General features: G+C 72.4%; 12 protein-coding genes and 1 tRNA gene. 5 read left to right on the top strand and 8 right to left on the bottom strand.

The window, feature by feature from the left end:
• The first annotated feature begins 102 nt into the window (after window positions 1-102).
• Both cpaB and mscL read left to right on the top strand, forming a co-directional pair.
• Window positions 103-861: a Flp pilus assembly protein CpaB gene (cpaB, locus tag QRN56_RS17995; RefSeq protein WP_285105516.1), complete on the top strand. Its 759-nt coding sequence runs from the start codon at window positions 103-105 to the stop codon at window positions 859-861.
• A 161-nt stretch (window positions 862-1022) separates the two neighbouring features.
• Window positions 1023-1463: a large conductance mechanosensitive channel protein MscL gene (gene mscL, locus QRN56_RS17990; protein WP_285105515.1), complete on the top strand. Its 441-nt coding sequence runs from the start codon at window positions 1023-1025 to the stop codon at window positions 1461-1463.
• A 138-nt stretch (window positions 1464-1601) separates the two neighbouring features.
• Here mscL and QRN56_RS17985 read toward each other — a convergent pair whose 3' ends face one another.
• Entirely contained in the window at window positions 1602-1904 is a 303-nt protein-coding gene (locus tag QRN56_RS17985) for a hypothetical protein (RefSeq protein WP_285105514.1), read from the bottom strand.
• 78 nt (window positions 1905-1982) lie between these two features.
• Entirely contained in the window at window positions 1983-6053 is a 4071-nt protein-coding gene (locus tag QRN56_RS17980; protein ID WP_285105513.1) for a PDDEXK-like endonuclease domain-containing protein, read from the bottom strand.
• Between the two features lie 460 nt (window positions 6054-6513).
• On the opposite strand from QRN56_RS17980, the gene QRN56_RS17975 reads away from it, so the two are divergent.
• The gene (locus QRN56_RS17975) at window positions 6514-7755 is read left to right on the top strand and encodes an MFS transporter (protein WP_285105512.1); all 1242 of its coding nucleotides are present in this window, start codon (window positions 6514-6516) and stop codon (window positions 7753-7755) included.
• Window positions 7756-7867: 112 nt separating this feature from the next.
• Here QRN56_RS17975 and QRN56_RS17970 read toward each other — a convergent pair whose 3' ends face one another.
• Window positions 7868-9067, bottom strand: coding sequence for a helix-turn-helix domain-containing protein (locus QRN56_RS17970; RefSeq protein WP_285105510.1), 1200 nt, complete (start codon window positions 9065-9067; stop codon window positions 7868-7870).
• A 218-nt stretch (window positions 9068-9285) separates the two neighbouring features.
• Here QRN56_RS17970 and QRN56_RS17965 point away from each other — a divergent pair, with 218 nt between their 5' ends.
• A complete protein-coding gene (locus QRN56_RS17965; protein WP_285105508.1) occupies window positions 9286-10158 on the top strand; it encodes a L,D-transpeptidase in 873 nt (290 codons plus the stop codon).
• 12 nt (window positions 10159-10170) lie between these two features.
• Here the strand turns inward: QRN56_RS17965 and QRN56_RS17960 are convergent, their stop codons facing one another.
• The 5 genes from QRN56_RS17960 to QRN56_RS17940 are packed head-to-tail and all read right to left on the bottom strand — an operon-like array spanning window position 10171 to window position 15863.
• Window positions 10171-11166 carry an ABC transporter ATP-binding protein gene (locus tag QRN56_RS17960; protein WP_285105507.1) on the bottom strand — a complete coding sequence of 332 codons (996 nt, stop codon included), beginning with the start codon at window positions 11164-11166 and terminating at the stop codon, window positions 10171-10173.
• Complete coding sequence (locus QRN56_RS17955) at window positions 11166-12116, bottom strand: ABC transporter ATP-binding protein (RefSeq protein WP_285105506.1); 951 nt, start codon at window positions 12114-12116, stop codon at window positions 11166-11168. The genes QRN56_RS17960 and QRN56_RS17955 overlap by 1 nt, the downstream gene beginning before the upstream one ends.
• Window positions 12116-13054: an ABC transporter permease gene (locus QRN56_RS17950; protein WP_285105504.1), complete on the bottom strand. Its 939-nt coding sequence runs from the start codon at window positions 13052-13054 to the stop codon at window positions 12116-12118. The genes QRN56_RS17955 and QRN56_RS17950 overlap by 1 nt, the downstream gene beginning before the upstream one ends.
• A gap of 40 nt (window positions 13055-13094) precedes the next feature.
• A complete protein-coding gene (locus QRN56_RS17945; RefSeq protein WP_285105502.1) occupies window positions 13095-14090 on the bottom strand; it encodes an ABC transporter permease in 996 nt (331 codons plus the stop codon).
• Between the two features lie 3 nt (window positions 14091-14093).
• The gene (locus QRN56_RS17940) at window positions 14094-15863 is read right to left on the bottom strand and encodes an ABC transporter substrate-binding protein (RefSeq protein ID WP_285105501.1); all 1770 of its coding nucleotides are present in this window, start codon (window positions 15861-15863) and stop codon (window positions 14094-14096) included.
• Between the two features lie 239 nt (window positions 15864-16102).
• Here QRN56_RS17940 and QRN56_RS17935 point away from each other — a divergent pair.
• Window positions 16103-16175 (top strand) — tRNA-Arg (locus QRN56_RS17935).
• Window positions 16176-16177 lie beyond the last annotated feature (2 nt).

The following is a 16177-nucleotide window of genomic DNA, read 5'->3' as shown; positions in this document are numbered from 1 at the left end:
CAGGCGCACGAGCCCGACCACAGGCACGGTTTTCACGCCTTCGTGCACACGTTGCCCGACGGCGGCTCCGTGTCGCCGCGCCGCCTGTCTAACGTCGGCGGCATGGGACTTCTCGACACGCTCGCCGAGCCAGCCGCACGTCACGGCGCACCGCGCGGCTCCGGACCGCGCGGATCCGGACCGCGCACGCCCTGGAGCAGGCTCGGTTCGCCGGCGTCCCGTCGGGCACGGCGCATCCTGTGGCGCTGGCGGTTCGCCCTCGCCGCCGCCCTGTTCGGCCTCGCCGCCACTCTGGCGGTCCACCTGCTGCGCCCGCCGCCACCCCCGACGGTCGACGTCGCCGTCACCGCCCGCCCCGTCGCAGCCGGAACCCAGCTGACCAGGGAAGACGTCGCAGTGCGCGCCGTCGCGGCCGACCTCGCCCCGCCCGGCGTCCTGCACTCGGTGCGGGAGCTGCTGGGCCGCGCCGCCGTGGTCGGGCTGCCGGAGGGTGCTCCGCTGCACGCCACCCTCGTGTCCGACGACGGCGTCTCCGCCGCCGCCCCGCGCGGCACGGTGGTGGTGCCGGTCCGCCTGTCCGACGACGCCGTGGCCGCCCTGCTGCGTCCGGGCGACCGCGTGGACCTGCTCGCCGGGACGACGTCGGGCAGCGAGCCGGACGGCGAGCCCCGATACCTCGCCCGGGGCGCACGCGTGCTGCCCGTACCCGCCGGGCGCGAGCCGAAGGACACCGGCGGGCTGCTCGGCCCCGTGTCGGACGGCGAGGGGCCGGTCACGCTCGTCGCGGTGACACCGGAGGAGGCTCCGGAGCTGTCGGCGGTCTCCGGCTGGGGCTCGGTGACGGCGGTGCTGGTGCCGTAGACGAACCCGGTGATCGCCGCGGAAATACGGCCAAGAACGGCACCGCTCATACAGAACGAATGTCCAGTTCGACATGCGCCTAACCGGATTTTCCACCACAATCTCCGTCGAGGTTCCGGCCGACGCCGAACCACACCAACGTGAGACACCCAGGGGGATCCATGCGTGACCTGTTCAACGGCTTCAAGGAATTCATCACACGCGGCAACGTGCTAGATCTCGCGGTCGCGGTCGTCATCGGCGCTGCCTTCTCCGGGGTCATCAGCGGCCTCGTCGACGGTGTCATCATGCCGTTCATCGGGTGGCTCGTGGGTGCACCCGACTTCAGCGAGATCGCGTTCTACGTCCCGAACTGGCAGGGCGACGAGACCAAGTTCCAGATCGGCCTGTTCATCCAGGGCCTGATCATGTTCCTGCTGATCGCGGCGGCAATCTACTTCTTCGTGATCCTCCCGATCAGGAAGCTGAGCGAGCTGCGCAAGAAGTCCGTCGAGGAAGAGGCCGTCGAGGAGGCTCTCGACGAGCAGATCGTGCTGCTCACCGAGATCCGCGACCTGCTCCGGGTTCAGGCCGGCGCACCCTCGGACGCCCGTTCCAACTGACCCGCCGGCCCGATGCCGCGCAGAGGCGGATCAGGTTGATCGGTCAGAGGTCAGGTGATCGGCAGCTCGGACTGCCGATCACCTGACCTTTGACCGATCACCCGGCGTACTGCCGATCACGCGGCGAGCCGCCGCCTGTCAGCCCCAGTGCGGCGGGACGTCGCGGCGGAGCTGGTCGTCGTTCGAGCCGTGACCCCCGTCGGACGAGCCGGCGCCGCCGTCGGCCCCCTCGCCCCAGCCGGCCGGACGCTCGTCGGCGCTCACGCCGAGCACCGCCTCACGCTCGGTCCCGCGCCGCACGGCCCGCCGGGGGCCCCGCCGTCGCGGGACAGCTTCAGCGGGCGCGGCCACGCGGCCGTCCCGCGCGGCTGCACCGCCGCTCGGCCCAGCCGCGTCGCCGCTCGCCGCCGTGTCGGCCGACTCATCCCTGGACTCGCTCACCGCACCATTGTCGCCCCCGCCCCGGGGCGACAGGGCAAGGGTCCGCCGCGGGACCCGACCCGGCACCGAACAGCGGCGTCAGTCGTCCAGCACCTGCGGCACGATCAGCTCCGCCGCCGGCGCCACTCCCCCGGACAGCCCGACCCGGGCGTCCCGCACGGAGAGCACCACGCGGCGCACCCGCTCGGCCTCCGAGTCCGGGTCCAGGAACGCGGCCGCGGACCACACCTGCGCCACCACCCAGCCCAGCCGTTCGAGCCGCTCGGCGAGCTGCCGGTCCCGCACGCGGATCGAGGGCTCGGCCACGTAGGCGGCGTCGTCGGTCAGGACCGCCACCAGCAGCTCGCCCGGCAGGTCGGGGTGTCCGACGGCGAGGGGGATGCGATCGCCGCCGGGCAGCCCGTAGTCGGTCTCGACCACGAGGCCCGAGCGCCACAGCCGCTCCCCCAGGTCGACGACCAGCCGGTCCACGGACCGCGCCACGTCCACGCCGTTGCCGATCTCCACCTGGTCCGCGAGCCCGGAACGCTCCTGCGCGAACGACAGCACCCGCGCCAGCATCTGGGGCCCGGGACCACGCAGCCGCTCGGGGTCCAGGTCGGAGGCCGGGAAGCACGACACGACGTGGAGCCGCTTGCGCGCCGCCCCCAGCGAACCGAGCAGCATCGCGTCGCCGCCGGCCTCGCCGAGCACCCCGAACCGGTGCAGCACGCGGCCGTGCGGCGTGCGGCCGAAGCCGAGGGTGAGCACGATCGTGTCCCGCGCGAGGCCGGCCACGCCGGTGACGTCGGCGACCACCACGGGTTCGGGGCGCGAGCCCGCGAAGAACGGCGCCAGCGCCGGATTGGCGCGGACCTCGGCGAGCAGCCGCTCGCGGATGCGGTCCGCGTGCGCGGCGGTGACGGTCACGATGCCGAAGGTCTCCTCGGGCCGGGTCATCGCGTGCTCGATCGCCAGGTCGACCACCCGCTCCACCTCGGCGCTCGTCGACTCGACGGTGCCGGAGACCGGGTCCGGCATGCCGGTCCCGTCCACGAGCGAGAAGTGCACCAGTGCCTCGGTGCGCGGCAGGGGCGCGGGCCGCATGATCCCCTCGTAGCCGTGCTCGGCCAGGAGGGCCGTGAGCCTGGGGTCCCGCCGGGCGGGCTCCGGCTGCAGCGGCACGCGGGGCAGCAGCCGCGCGAGGTCGCGCACCGCGGTGCCCGACGCCGACCGCGGGTCGCCGACCACGACGATCTGCCGACCGCGCGCCAGCGCGGGCACGACCACCTCGACCGGCACGTGCTGCACCGCGTCGAGGATCACCAGGTCGGCGCTGCGCTCGGCGGGCAGCAGGTGCGGCACCATCGTCGGCGTCGACACCCAGGTGGGCCGCAGCCGCCGCACGGTCGAGCCGTGCCCGGTCACCAGGTCGCGCACCGAGCTCAGCCCGCCGCCGACCAGCGTCGCGTACAGGGCCTCGGCGTCCTCCCGCTCGTCGCGCATCGCCGCGCCGAGATGGGCCCGCACCGCCGCCCGCACCGGCGCCGACAGCGAGTCGACGTGCCGCCGGTCGAGCTCGCGGAACCGCCCCGCGAGTGCGTCCAGCCCGGCGCCGTCCTGCCCGGCGAGGTCCGGCTCGACGGCCAGGATCTGCTCGAACACGGACGACCACCACGTCAGCTCCAGCTCCGGGCCCACGAGGTCCGCCTCGACCCGGCGCTCACCGAGGTCGTCGACCAGCTCGCCGAGCCCGGACGCGCGCAGGCGCCGCAGCACCGCCGTCCGCTCGGGGAGCGGGGCCAGGGCGTCCTGCGTCTCGGACAGCGCGGCGAGCCGCTGGACCAGGGCGAACAGGTCGAGGTCGAGCAGCTCGCCGCCCGCCTGCGACGACCGCAGCACGGGTTCGAGCGCCTCGAGGTCGATGCGCACCGCCTCGTAGGTCTCCTCCACGCCCGCCAGGCCCTCGGGGAGCGTGGGCCAGCCGCCGCGCGGGCACTGCGCCTGCCAGACCTCGCGCTGCCGCTGCACCTCGACGAGCGCGGCGTGCATGTCCGGCACGCGCACGCCCGGCCGCACCATCTCACGGGCGCGCCGCTTCAGCCGGCGCCGCTCCAGCCAGCCCATCTCGGCACCCTGGTCGGCACGCTGCTTGCGCGACGCCGTGGCCTGCACCATGTCGGCGGCGGTCCGCTCGAAGACCATCGGCTGGAACACGTCGAGCGTGCCCCGCATGCCGCCGAGCATCGCGAGCTGCTCGCCCCACTGCCGGGCCGTCGAGGCCTCGACCAGGCCCGTCACCCGGGAGACGTACTCGATCTGCTTGCGCAGCTCCGGCAGCGTGTGCTCGCCGAGCCGCGTGACACGGGCGAGCGCGGAGCGCGCGTCGTCGTCGGTCAGGATGTGCGCGCCGAACCACGGGCTCGACGACGACTTGAGCGTGAACGCCCCCAGCTCGGCCGCCCGCTCGAGGTCCGCCGCGAGCTCGGCGCGCCGCTCCGCGCCGAGGGCCAGCACCGACTCGGAGCCGAGCCGCACACGCGTGGCCGGTGCCGGCCGCTCGGACGTGAGCCGGGCCAGCGCCTGCAGGGCGTCGTAGGCCGAGACCCGCCACGGCTCGCGCACCCGGTGCAGCGCCTCGATGTAGCCGGAGAGCTGCGCCCGCGACCCGATCAGGGCGTCCCGGACGCGCGCGACCTCGTCGGTGTCGATGCGCTCCTGCGCGGGCGCCATCGCCTCCAGCAGACGGCGCGACGTCGAGGTGCGCCAGGTGGGCACGGGCGCGATGTCCAGCAGCAGTCCGCCCAGGCCGAGCGTGTCCAGCCGGGCGGCCAGCGCGTCCGCGGCCCGGCGGTGCCCCGGCACGTACAGCACGGACCGGCCGCTCGCGTTCGCCTCGGCGACCACGGCGGACAGCGTGCCCGCGACGTCGGACCCGACGGGCGCGTCCACGAACAGGTGGCTGCCCGTCGCGAGCGCGTCCACGACGTGCCGCTGGTGCGGGTCCAGGTCACCGACGCCGCGCTCGTGCGCCGGGTCGGCGTCGCCCACGCGCGACTCGGGGAGCTCCACCTTGCCGAGCCTGGTGACGGACGCGTCCACGCCGCCGAGCGCCGAGACCACCTCGTGGTCCGCCAGGCCGGACGCGAGCTCGTCGAGGTCGTCGACGAGCACCTGGCCGGGGTGCACGAAGGTACCCACCAGCACCCGCCGGTCCAGCCGGAACTCGCCCAGCACCGCGGACCCGAGGCTCGCGACCCGGTCCAGCACGTCGGTCGGGTTGAAGCCCGCGAGGGTGAACGTCGCCCTGGCCAGCGCGACCGGGTCGAGCAGGGCGCCGTGGGCGCGCAGCGTGCGCGCCACCACGGGGTTGATCTCGGCCGTGGAGTCGAGCGTGATGTCGTAGTCGCCCTCGCCGTCGCTCCGCGGCGTCAGCATGACCGGCCGCAGGATCACGGGCGCGCGCACCACGCGCGGCTCCTGGTCGTCCTCGTCCGACGCCGGAGCGCCGCCCGCGGGCATCGCCAGCGTCACGATCGGCACGGACCCGGTCAGCGCCGGCGCGTCGGCAGGGCTGTCGGCGGAGTCCCCGCCCGGCTCGGCAGCGGACGCCGCCGACCCCGCAGACCCCGTGCCCGACGGGCCGAGCACCCGGGTCAGGGCCTCCATGTCGTCCGAGGCGCCGTTCCTGCCGCCTCCCGCGGTGGGCCGCTCCGTCCAGGTCGCGACCCCGATCGCGAGGTAGGTGGGCGACACCCCGTAGCGCTGCGCGTGCTCCGCGGAGCGCGCGGCGACGGCGCGGGCCCGACGGCGGGCGGTCGGCAGCGCGCCGGCCTCGCGCACGAGGTTGGACAGCCGGGTGGGCCGGCCCGCGAAGAGCTGGGCGACACCCGACGGGTGCGCGGCGGACAGGTCGATCACGGCCTCGCCGAGCAGTCCGACGTCGGCCAGGGAGGACCCGCCGGCGAGCCGGACGAGCCCGGCGCGCCACTGCGCGACCGACTCGGCCATGGGGTCCCGGACGGCGTCCGGCGTGGACCCCGGGGCCTCCGACGCGGCCAGCTCAGCGGCTGGGTCCACGTTCTCGTCCTTCAGCGCGGCCGAGACCTCCTCGGACACGTCGACCGAGATCTCGGGAGCGGCTGCGGTCTGGCGGCGTGCAGCGTTCACCCCAGCAAACTAACCGCGCGGCGTCCGCAAGGGCCGGACGCCACGCCGCGCGACACGCCGCACCCCGTGCCCCCCGGCGTGTCAGACCCAGAAGTCACCCGGGTGACCTGTGCGTCCGACCCGTTCTGCGGGGTGGTCCAGGGTATGCAGAAGCCCCTCCGGCAGGGGGTCCGAAGGGGCTCAGCAGGTGGACCGAGGCCCACCGGGGAAATGACGGTGCGCACCGCGCAGGGGGCGGGCGATGCGCACCGTCTTGTGAGAGTCTGCACCTGTTCCTGGCGGACGTCAACACCGACTCGGACGATCGTCCAGGTTGCGGCAAACAGGTCACAAGAACGTTGTTGAGGTGCAAGTTTTCGCCTCGCCCGAGACCCTCGCAACCGCGATATCTCGCCGTTCCGGGCACCTCCGGCCGGACCCGGAAAAAAGCCTGGACGGCGCCTCCTAAACTCGAACGTTTGTGAGCGCACTCGTCGAGGCAGTCTTCCCCCGCCGGCTCGGCCGGCCGTTCCGCTGGCTCGTCTCGGCATCCTGGACCAGCAACATCGGCGACGGCATCGCGCTCGCCGCCGGGCCCCTGCTCGTCGCGTCGCAGACCGACAGCGCCTTTCTCGTCGCCCTCGCCGCGATGCTCCAGCGGCTGCCGTGGCTCCTGTTCGGCCTCTGGGCCGGGGCGCTGGCCGACCGGCTGGACCGGCGCCTCGTCGTCATCGTCGCCAACGCGTTCCGGGCACTGGTCATCGCCGTCCTGTGCGTCTTCATCGGGACCGGCACCGTGAGCATCGGCATGGTGCTCGCCGCGATGTTCCTCTACGGCACCGCCGAGGTCTTCGCGGACACCACCCAGCAGACGCTCCTGCCCACCCTCGTGGCGCCCGCCGACCTCGGCGCGGGCAACCAGCGCATGCAGGCCGGGTTCCTCGGCGCCAACCAGCTCATCGGCCCGCCCCTGGGCGCCTTCTTCTTCGCCGCGGGCATGGTCTGGCCGTTCGCGATCCAGGTGGTCTGCGCGGCGCTGGCGATCGTGCTCGTCTCCCGCATCACGGCCCCGCCCGGCACGTCCTTCGTCAACGTGCGCGACGCCGACACGCACGTCCGCAAGGACATCGCCGAGGGACTGCGCTGGGTGTGGCACCACCCGCCCGTGCGCACGCTGTGCCTCGTCATCCTGGTCTTCAACATCACCTGGGCCGCACCGTGGGGCGTGCTCGTGAAGTACTCGCTGGACCACCTGCACATGAGCGAGGTCGGCTACGGCCTGCTCACCACGGCGAGCGCGGTGGGCGGCGTCGTGGGCGTGCTCTCGTACGGCTGGCTGGAGCGGCACGTGAACCTGGCGACGCTCATCCGCGTCTGCCTGACGCTGGAGGTGCTCACCCACGGCGCGTTCGCGCTGACCACGACGGGCTGGGTGGCGATCCTCATCATGTTCGAGTTCGGCGTCTACGCCTTCGTCTGGGGCACGCTGTCCACCACGGTGCGGCAGCGCGCGGTGCCCAAGGCGTTCCAGGGCCGGGTCGCGTCCATCAACATGATCTGCGTGTTCGGCGGACTCGTGGTGGGGCAGGGCATCGGCGGCGTCATCGCCGAGCACTGGGGCCTCGTGGCCCCGTGGTGGTTCGCGTGCGCCGGCGCCGGGATCACCCTCGCGCTGGTCTGGCCGTCCCTGGGCCACATCGCCCACGCCCGCGCGACGGACTAGCTGACGGGCCTGGTCACCTCTTCGAGGCCTAAGTTTCTTGGCTTTGGAGCCGTCCAGAGCCAAGAAACTTAGGCCTCGAAGGAAGGACTCGGGCAGCGCTCGCACAGTCGGCTCAGCGCACCCCGACGATCGGGATCGGGCCCGTCGCCTCGTACTCACGCAGCCGCTTGCGCACCGTCGACTCGCTCACGCCGACCTCCTTCGCGATCTCCCGGACCGGACGGCCCTCGGCACGCAGGTCGAGCATGCGGTCGGCCTCACGCGTACCCAGCCCGATGTTGCGCCGGGGCGGACGGCGGGCCGGCAGCGCCTCCCGGACGTTGGCCGTGGCGCGGTCCGCCGCCTCGACCGGATCGGCGACCGGCTGCTCCTGGGCCTCCTCGGGCTCGGGAGCACGCTCGCTCACTCCCTGGCGCGGCATGTCGAGGGCCGCGGTCCGGCGTCCGGCACCGCGCTCCAGGTCGAGCTCGGGCTCGCCCGCGCCGTCGAACCGCTCCCCGAACTCGGCGGCCACCGCATCTGCGGCCCAGCGCTCGTAGTCGGGCGCCCCGACCTCCGGGCGCTCCCGGGTGTCCATCGGCTCGTCGACGAGGATCCCGGTCAGCCGCTGCCGGTCGGCCAGGTGCAGGCGGGCGACGTCGGCGGTCCCGTCGCCCACGGCCGCGAGCGCCTCGCACCAGGCGGCGACCTGCGCCCGCATGTCCGTGGGCGGCACGGTGCGCAGCGCCACGGAGCGGGCCCGACGGCGGCCGGCCTCGGCGCGCGCGAGCCGGCGGCGGGCGGCGCGCGACCCGTCGTTCAGGCTCTGTGCCCGGAACAGGTCCTCGGTGGTGAGGAACAAGGCGTGCATGCGTGCGGACTGCCGCAGCGCGGACCAGGACGTGCCGGTGGCCAGGTGGCGGTCGCCGATCAGGGCGAGGTGCCACATGAGCGCCGCGAGCAGGGGCACGATGAACCGGAACACGACGGCGCCCACGGGGTGGCCGATGTAGGCCTCGTGCCAGGCGGCGAACACGCCGGAGGCCGACGAGAGCGCCCAGGTCAGGGCGAGCAGGGTGCCGCCGGGGCGGTTGTCGCGGGCGGCCTCGCGGGCCAGGAGCGCGACGGTCACCAGGGACAGCTCGAAGACGCCGGCGGTCGCGTAGGCGGTGCCCTGGCTCATGGCGAGCACGTCGATGCCGAACTGGACCATCGCCAGGTACGCGGACCCGGTCGAGATGAGGGCGACGGACACGGCGCCGGTGAGCACCAGGTTGCGGGAACGGCGCGTGGGGACGGTCGTGACGGGGAACGCCCGGTCGGCGGGGGCCACGGTGATCTCTCCTTCGTCAGGTGCCTGTCGGATCAGGTCCCGCGCCGGAGCCGAACAACAGTTCGGATCGTGATGCGGGCGGGCACGAAGATATCGGACAACTGTGACAACCCGGTATCGTCGACGGCTCGGCTGCGTGGAGCACCCCCGCAGGGCACGATGGGCACGACGCCGGGACCGGGCGTGAGCAGCGCAGTCGCACAGGGGAGGACGAGCAGATGTCGCAGAGGCGCAGGGCCTGGATCTGGGTGGCCGCGGTCGTGGCGGTCGCGGGCGTCGGGACGGCGGCCTGGTTCGGGCTGCGGACCGGGCTCGACCCGGTCGAGGCCGCGTCGTCGGCGAGCCCGTCGCCGTCCGCCAGCCCCACGCCTGAGCCGACGCCGACGCCCGCCGGCTACTCGCTCGCCGCCCTGCCCCGGCCGGACATCGATGCCCTGCTGCCCGCCGAGCTGCCCGTGACCAAGCTCGACACGCTCCGGGGTCTGCCGGGTTCGGTCGCCGAGCCGAGGGAGGCCCGCATCCCGGTCTGGGCGGCACCCGACGTCACCGAGGCGCCGGTGCTCGCCCTGGAGGCCGACTACTACGACGCCGACGCCCGCTGGCTCGTGCTGGAGCGCGAGCCGGGCTGGGTCAAGGTGCTGGTCCCGTACGGACGCGGCGCGCTCCCGTCGGACGACCCGGACCGGGTCAACGGCGTCTCGGGCTGGCTGCGCGCGGACGACGTCGTGCTGGAGAAGGAGCGGCGCTCGGTGGTGGTCGACCTGTCGGACCGCACCGTGACCGTCACGCACGACGACGGCTCCCGGGACGTGCTTCCTGCCGGCGTCGGCACGCCCGAGACGCCGACGCCGCTCGGCCTCACCCAGGTGTTCACGGTCACGGAGGCCGTGAACACCGGGATGTCGGTGTTCCTGTCGATGCAGAGCGAGTCCCTCGACGGCTTCTACGGCACCGACTACGCCGCCACCGCGCTGCACGCGGGCGAGGGCCAGGGGCAGTCGGTCAGCAACGGCTGCATCCGCCTCACGAGCGCGGGCCTCGAGCGGCTCACCGGCCTCGACCCGGGTGTGCCGGTCCTGGTCCGGGCCTAGCGAGGCGGCAGGTCAGCCCGCCGGGCACTCCTCGTCCGCCGCCTTGCGGAAGCACCCCACGAAGTGGCCGGGTGCGTGCTCGACCAGCCCGACGTCGTCGGCCGTGCCGCTCGCCGAACCCGCGGCGGCCTCCTCCCCCAGCGACCGCCCCTGCGCCGCGAGCGCCTCGTGGAACAGGCACCGCCCCGCCAGGCGCGCGGACCGCCGGGACTCCTCGGCCTCGACCTCCTCCCACGTGCGGTCCAGGTGCGGCACGGAGGCCAGCAGGTCGCGCGTGTAGGGGTGCAGCGGGTCGTCGAAGACGGCGCTGGTGGCGCCGCGCTCCACGACGCGCCCCTTGTAGAGGATGACGACCCGGTCGGAGACGTAGTTGCCGAGCGAGAGGTCGTGCGTGACGAACAGGATCCCGAGGCCGCGCGACTTGAGCTCGCCCAGCAGGTTGAGCACGTCGATGCGGGTCGAGGCGTCGAGCATCGAGATGATCTCGTCGGCCACGAGGAGCTCGATGTCGAGCAGCAGGGCGCGTGCGATGAGCAGCCGCTGGAGCTGCCCGCCGGAGAGCTGGTGCGGGAACTTGCCGAGGATGTCGCCGGGTTCGAGCGTGACCGCCCCGAGCGCCTCCTCCAGCTTCTGCCGCCAGGCCGCGCCGGACACCCGGGGGAAGTACGAGCGCCGCAGCGTCTCGAACGTCCGGTCCACCTTGAAGATCGGGTTGAACGAGCTGAAGGGGTCCTGGAACACGCCCTGGACCTTGCGGTAGTAGTCGCGCCGGGCCCGGAACCCGAGCCGGGTGACGTCGCGGCCGTCGAACGTGATGCTGCCGCCCGTGGAGTCGAGCAGGTGGAGCACCATCTTGCCGATGGTCGACTTGCCGCTGCCGGACTCCCCGATGAGCGAGACCACCTCGCCCCGCTGCACGTCGAGACTGACCTGACGCACGGCGTGCAGGTCGGAGGTGCCGAAGGTGCCGGTCTTGTAGACCTTGTCGAGCGCGTCGAGCGTCAGCATCAGCTCACCGCCCAGCACGCGACCTGGTGTCCCTCGGCGACCTCGCGGAAGGGCGGGGCCTCGGCGCACCGGTCGTGCGCCAGGGGGCAGCGGTCCCGGAACCGGCAGCCGGCGGGCGGGTCGAGGAGCGACGGCGGCCGGCCCTCGATGCCCTCCAGCCGCTGCTCCTCGTACCGGTCGCCCACCTTGGGCAGCGCCCCGATGAGCATCTTCGTGTACGGGTGCAGGGGCTCGTCGATGATCGTCCGGGCCGGCGCCTTCTCGGCGAGGTGCCCGGCGTACATGACCAGGATGGTGTCGGCCACCTGGAACAGCACGGAGATGTCGTGCGTGATGACGATCATCGACCGGACGAACCCGTGGTCGCGGAACTCGACGAGCGCCCGGGCGACGGCCTTCTGCGAGGACACGTCGAGCGCGGACGTCACCTCGTCGCCGATCAGCAGCGACGGGTTCAGCAGCGTGGACAGCACGAGCACCACGCGCTGCTTCATGCCGCCGGACAGCTCGATCGGGTAGCGCTTCAGCACGTCCGTGTCGAGGCCGACGAGCTCCAGGCGCCGTTCGAGCTCCGGCAGCACCTCCGTGTAGCGCACGTTGTGCGCCGCGAGGAGGTCGCGGATCATCCTGCCGATCTTGCGGGTCGGGTTCATCGCCGACATCGCGTACTGCGGGATGAGGGACACCTCGCGGTAGCGGTGGCGGCGCATCGCGCCGTCGTCGGCGATGGGGAGCTTCTCCCCGTCGAGGGCGATGGTGCCGCCCACGTGCTCCATGCGGGTGTCGAGGCGGATCAGGGCCTTGCCGAGCGTCGTCTTGCCGCAGCCGGACTCCCCGGCGATGCCCATGATCTCGCCGTCGGCCACCTCGAAGCTGACGCCGTCGAGCGCCTTCACGGGGCCGCGCAGGGTGCGGTAGTGGACCCTCAGGTCGGTCACGGAAAGGGTCATCACATCTCCCGCAGCTTGGGGTTGAAGACCTCGTCGAGGCCGACGTTCATGATGTAGAGCGAGCCCACGATGAGCGTGATCCCCAGCCCCGGCGGGATGAACCACCACCACAGTCCCAGATGGAGCGCGCTCCACTGCACGGCCTGGTTCATCATCAGGCCCAGCGACATGGCGTTGGTGGGCCCCAGCCCGATGAAGTCGAGCGATGCCGCCGTCAGGATGGACCCGCCGAACAGCAGCACGAACGTCATGAAGAGGTAGGAGTACATGTTGGGCGCCACCTCGCGCCGCAGGATCGTGCCCACCCCCACCCCGGACAGCCGCGCCAGGTCGATGAAGTCCCGTGAGCGCAGCGACAGGGTCTGCGCCCGCACCGCGCGCGCGACCCACGGCCAGGAGAACACGCCGATGTACAGCGCCTGCATCGGCACGCTGCGCACGCCCAGGTAGGCGTTGATGATGATGAGCACCACGAAGCCGGGGATCACCAGCACCACGTTGGTCAGCATGTTCAGCAGCTCGTCGATCATGCCGCCGCGGTAGCCCGCGACGAACCCGATGGTCATCCCGATGACGGCGGCCACCCCGCCGCCCAGCAGGCCCACGAGGAACGTGGAGCGCAGGCCGGCGACGAACTGCGCGAAGACGTCCTGCCCGAACGTCGTCGTGCCGAACGGGAAGTCCGCGGACGGCGGCGCCATGGGCGGCCCCGCGTAGTCCATCGGCGCGAACCTGAGGAACAGCGGCCCGAGCAGCCCCAGCAGCAGGAACGCGAGCACCACCACCGAGCCGATCACGACCTTGGGGTTGCGCAGCGCGAAGTACAGCGTCTCGCGTGCGTCTCCCCCGGGCTTGCGGCCGGCCGACGGCGCCGGGGTCGCCCCGGGCTGCTCGGCCACCTCGGTCCCCGGTGCCGCCGCGGGTTGTGTCGCCGTCATGACGTTCCCCTTCCGCACGAGCCTGCGGCTCCGCTGCGCCTCATGCGGTAGCCCCCGTCAGTCCGGTCCGCGTGCGGGGGTCCACCAGCACGTAGACGATGTCGATCACGAAGTTGGCCAGGAGCACGCCGATCACCACGAACAGCAGGGTGCCCTGCAGCAGGAAGAAGTCCTGGTTCTGGATGGCGGACAGCACGAGCTTGCCCAGGCCCGGGTACGCGAACACGATCTCGGTCACCAGGGCGCCGCCCAGGATCGTGCCGAGCTGGAGCGCCAGGCCCGTGATCTGCGGCAGCATCGCGTTGCGGAACGCGTACTGCCGCACGAGCCGCTTGGGCGCTCCGAGCGCGGAGAGGTAGTTCGCGTAGTCGGACTCGAGCTCGTAGATGATCAGGTTGCGCATGCCGATCGCCCAGCCGCCCAGCGAGACGAGGAACAGCGAGAGGAACGGCAGCACCCAGTGCTGCAGCAGGTCGCCGGCGAACGCCCACGACCACTGCGGCACCATCCCGAAGTCGTAGCCGCCCGCCACGGGGAACCAGCCGAGCGCGACGCCGAGGCCCCACGCCAGCAGGATCGCCAGCCACATGTACGGCATGGCCGTGATCAGGTAGCCGACGGGCAGGGCCACGTTGTCGAGCCAGCGGCTGCGCGCCGCCATGGCCCCCACGCTGTTGCCGATCACGAAGCTCAGCAGGATCGCGGGGATCATGATGCCCAGCGTGTACGGCACGGCGTCGAGCACCACCTGGCTCACGGGCGCGGGGAACAGCCACACGCTCGTGCCCAGGTCACCGCGGAACAGCGCGGCCCAGTAGTTCAGGTACTGCTGCCAGAGCGGCAGGTCGAGCCCGAACGTCCGCTCGTAGTACGCGGTCATGGCCGCGATCGTCTCGGGGTGCTGGACGGCGGCGCGCGCCACCATCCGCTGGACCGGATCCCCCGGCATGAGCCGGGGGATCAGCCAGTTCAGCGTGACCGCGACGACGAACGTCAGGCCGTAGATCGCGGTCTTGCGAGCGAGATAGCCGCGCATACGTCAGGAGGCCGGCTCGAGGGCGAGCAGCGTGTTGATGCCACCCATCTGGACGTACCCGTTCCACATGATCGGGAAGTACGCGTCCTCGCGGCCCTCCTTGGGCCAGTTGGTCCACTGCGACTCGTTGTACTGGGCCCACGCGCCGTTGTACCAGAGCGGGATGGCGGGCAGGTCGGTCATGAACTTCTCCTGGACCTTCGACAGGGTCTCGGAGAACTCGGGCGTGCCGCTCTCGGTGCGCGAGAGGTCCTCGACGAGGTCCCAGGCCTCCTTGTCCTCGTAGCGGCCGAAGTTGCCCGCCAGCATCTGCTCCTGGATCGGCTGGTAGAACGCGTAGTTGTAGTAGGTCCACGGCGTGTTGCTCACGCCCGCGTTGCCGTTGATCACCAGGTCGAAGTCGCCGGTGGCCCGGGCGTCGTCGACGGCGCCCGCGTCGGGGAAGTCGGCGGTCACCTTGATGCCGACGGCGGAGGCGTCCTCCGCGATCACGCGCGCGGCCTCCATCCAGTCGGTCCAGCCGGCCGGGACGATCAGCCTCAGGTCGATCGCCTCACCGTCGGGCGTCTCGACGAACCCGTCGCCGTCGCTGTCCTCGTAGCCGGCGTCGGCCAGGATCGACTTGGCCTCCTCCGCGTCGAAGGTGAAGCCGTGCTCGGCCACGACCGCCTCGTCGTAGTACTCCTCGAACGCCGGCACGAGGCCCGACGGGTGTGCCTTCGCCACGAGGCCGCCGTAGGCGTTCGTCACGATCTTGTCCACGTCGATCGAGCGCGCCAGGGCCTGCCGGAAGTCGACGTCGTCCATCGGCGGGCGCGTCTGGTTCGGGATCAGGTTGGCCGACGCCGCCGCCAGCATGTACGGCTCACCCTCGTAGTAGGTGCTGACCTGGCCGGTGTCGACGAGCTGGTTGACGCCGGGCAGGAAGTTGTTGCTCAGGTCGAGGCCGCCGGACAGCATCAGGCCGAGCGCCACCTCGTTGGAGGTGTTCACCACGTCGACGATGTACTTCATCGGCATCTCGAGGCCGAGCTCGCCGCGGGCCCACCAGTCGTCGTTGCGCTCCCAGACCATGCGGTCCTGGCCGACGGCGGAGAACTTGAACGCGCCCGAGCCGATCGGGTCCTCGTTCGGGTTCGACAGCAGCTCCTCGTCCGACCAGTCGCCCATGATGTGCTCCGGCACCACCATCGTGCTGTAGAGCCAGTTGTCCCACTCCTGGTAGCGGGGGTCGGAGAACGTGAACTCCACCGTGGTGGGGCTGGTCGCCTCGACCTTGTCGAGCCAGGTCCACAGGTTGCTGTACGGCACGGCGTCGACCTTGCCGAGCTCGGTGGTGAAGACGACGTCGTCGGCGTCGAGCGTCTCGCCGTCCTGCCAGGTCAGGCCCTCACGAAGCGTGAGCTCGTAGGTCTTGTCACCGGTCCACTCGCCGCCCTCGGCGAGCCAGGGCGTCAGCTCGAGGGTGATCGGGTCGAACTGGAACAGCGGCTCGTAGAGCAGGCCGCGCGCACCGGTGGCGTGACCGGAGCTGGGGATCGGGTTCCACGAGGTGGGCGGGCCCCACTGGGTGCCGCTCGTGAAGAGCGTCTCCTCGCGCGGGTACTCGGCCACGAGGGCGTTGGCCGAGTCCATGCCCTCTGCGGACGCGTACGGGTTGGACGTCGTGGGTGCGCTCCCACCGCCACCGGAGCAGCCGGCGAGCAGCACGCCGGCGACCGTGGCCGCCGCCAGGGCCACCACGCCCCGGGACCTGGTCTGTCGAAGGAACATCGTCGATCCTCTCCGCCCGCACGGCCGTCGTGCGGACCAGGCGCGTCGTCGCGCCGGGTTGCTGAGCATCGTTGTGGGTCGGAGAGGGATTGGTCAAGGTTTGTCACCTATGTTGCGCAATCGACACCTACGCCCGACCCGGCGCTTAGCGCGCGGGGCCGGGCGGACGTTAGGCTGTGTGCGCCGGTCCGGGCTCAGCCCGGCCGCCGCACGCGGCTCTCCCACCAGGTGAGGCGCGGGCGCCTGTAGCTCAGTGGATAGAGCACCGCTCTCCTAAAGCGGGTGTCGGCAGTTCGAGTCTGCCCAGGCGCACC

Source organism: Promicromonospora sp. MEB111, assembly GCF_030209445.1.
GTDB lineage: Bacteria > Actinomycetota > Actinomycetes > Actinomycetales > Cellulomonadaceae > Promicromonospora.
This window is presented reverse-complemented; position numbering and strand designations above follow the sequence as displayed.

Bases quoted from the DNA above. Each gene is read 5' to 3' on its own strand.
- QRN56_RS17945 (WP_285105502.1), bottom strand. From the start codon at position 14,090: ATGCGCGGCTATCTCGCTCGCAAGACCGCGATCTACGGCCTGACGTTC.
- QRN56_RS17955 (WP_285105506.1), bottom strand. From the start codon at position 12,116: ATGACCCTTTCCGTGACCGACCTGAGGGTCCACTACCGCACCCTGCGC.
- cpaB (WP_285105516.1), top strand. From the start codon at position 103: ATGGGACTTCTCGACACGCTCGCCGAGCCAGCCGCACGTCACGGCGCA.
- QRN56_RS17950 (WP_285105504.1), bottom strand. From the start codon at position 13,054: ATGACGGCGACACAACCCGCGGCGGCACCGGGGACCGAGGTGGCCGAG.
- QRN56_RS17940 (WP_285105501.1), bottom strand. From the start codon at position 15,863: ATGTTCCTTCGACAGACCAGGTCCCGGGGCGTGGTGGCCCTGGCGGCG.
- QRN56_RS17960 (WP_285105507.1), bottom strand. From the start codon at position 11,166: ATGCTGACGCTCGACGCGCTCGACAAGGTCTACAAGACCGGCACCTTC.
- QRN56_RS17965 (WP_285105508.1), top strand. From the start codon at position 9,286: ATGTCGCAGAGGCGCAGGGCCTGGATCTGGGTGGCCGCGGTCGTGGCG.
- mscL (WP_285105515.1), top strand. From the start codon at position 1,023: ATGCGTGACCTGTTCAACGGCTTCAAGGAATTCATCACACGCGGCAAC.